The sequence below is a fragment of the Ideonella azotifigens genome (genome assembly GCF_006519715.1).
In the GTDB taxonomy this organism is placed as follows: domain Bacteria; phylum Pseudomonadota; class Gammaproteobacteria; order Burkholderiales; family Burkholderiaceae_C; genus Ideonella; species Ideonella azotifigens.
This window is the reverse complement of record NZ_VIDT01001156.1, coordinates 1-1,098: the sequence shown is the minus strand read 5'-3', so window position 1 is coordinate 1,098 and position 1,098 is coordinate 1. Positions and strand designations below refer to the sequence as shown.

Genomic DNA, 1,098 nt, shown 5'->3' with positions numbered 1-1,098 from the left:
GTCGTGCGTGCTGGTGCCCAGCAGCGTGTGCGGATGGTGGCGAGCGCGGGCCTGGTTCGCGGCGTGGAAGGCGGCCACCGAGCTGCCGAAGTGGCGCGGGTCGCCGCCCACGTCGTTCAGCGAGACGAGGCGGTGGTAGCGGTAGAACGCGGTGTCTTCCATGGCCTTGGCCATCACCGGCGAGGTGAACTGCTGGAAGCGTGCGGCGAAGGCCAGGGCCTGCGTGCGGCGTGCCGGGTCCGGCAGCGTGGCCGCATCGAGCAGCACCTGGCGCAGGAAATCGATGGTGTTCTGTTCGGCCGTGGGGCTGTGGCGGCGCGCATCGGCACAGGCCCAGTCCAGATGTTGGCGGTCTGCATCACTGGGCGGGTTCGGGCCGATGTAGGTGCGATAGACCGGAAAGCCCGCTGCCACCGCCATCAGCGCCTGACGCAGCCCGTTGCGGGTGAAGTCGCAGTTGCGCCGGTCGGACTTGGCGATGCGGTGCAGGGCCTCGGTGAGCCACTGCAGGTCACTGGCCAGCGAGCGGGTCATCACCAGGCGCTTGGCCTCGCGCAGCGTGCGCTCGAAGTCCTGCGTCTGGCCGGTGAACTCGTCGTAGAGCTGCGTGAACGCCGCTTCGTTGCCGCTGTCCACGCTGAGCTGATGGACCTGCACGGCGAAGCGGTAGCCGGTGCCGCCGTGCACGCGCCAGTCCTCCGGCAGGTGCTCGTGCTCGGCGAGGATCTTCTCGACCGAGAGGTACAGCGCGCGCGGCGGCAGGCCTTGCTGCTGGCGCAGCTGCTGGTAGCGGCGCTGCAGGCGCTCGAAGTAGCCGCGCGGGTCGCTCAGCCCGTCCGGGTGGTCCACGCGCAAGCCGGACAGCCGGCCCTCGCCCAGCCAGCGCAGCACCAGCGCATGCGTGGCTTCGAACACGTCCTCGCGCTCCATGCGCAGCGCGGCCAGCGTGCTGATGTCGAAGAAGCGGCGGTAGTTGATCTCGTCGCCGGCCACGCGCCAGAAGGCCAGGCGCCAGGGTTGCTGCTGGATCAGCAGGTCCAGCGCGTCGAAGCTGGCGGGCTCGCCGGGCTTGCCATTGAGGCGCTGCAGCTGCTGCGA

Annotated in this window: 1 protein-coding gene; it reads right to left on the bottom strand. The window is 70.1% G+C overall.

Annotated features, from left to right (window positions below):
- Positions 1–1,098, bottom strand: a 1,098-nt coding sequence (locus FKP22_RS33285) for a malto-oligosyltrehalose synthase (protein WP_510606739.1), incomplete at both ends; no start/stop codon positions are given.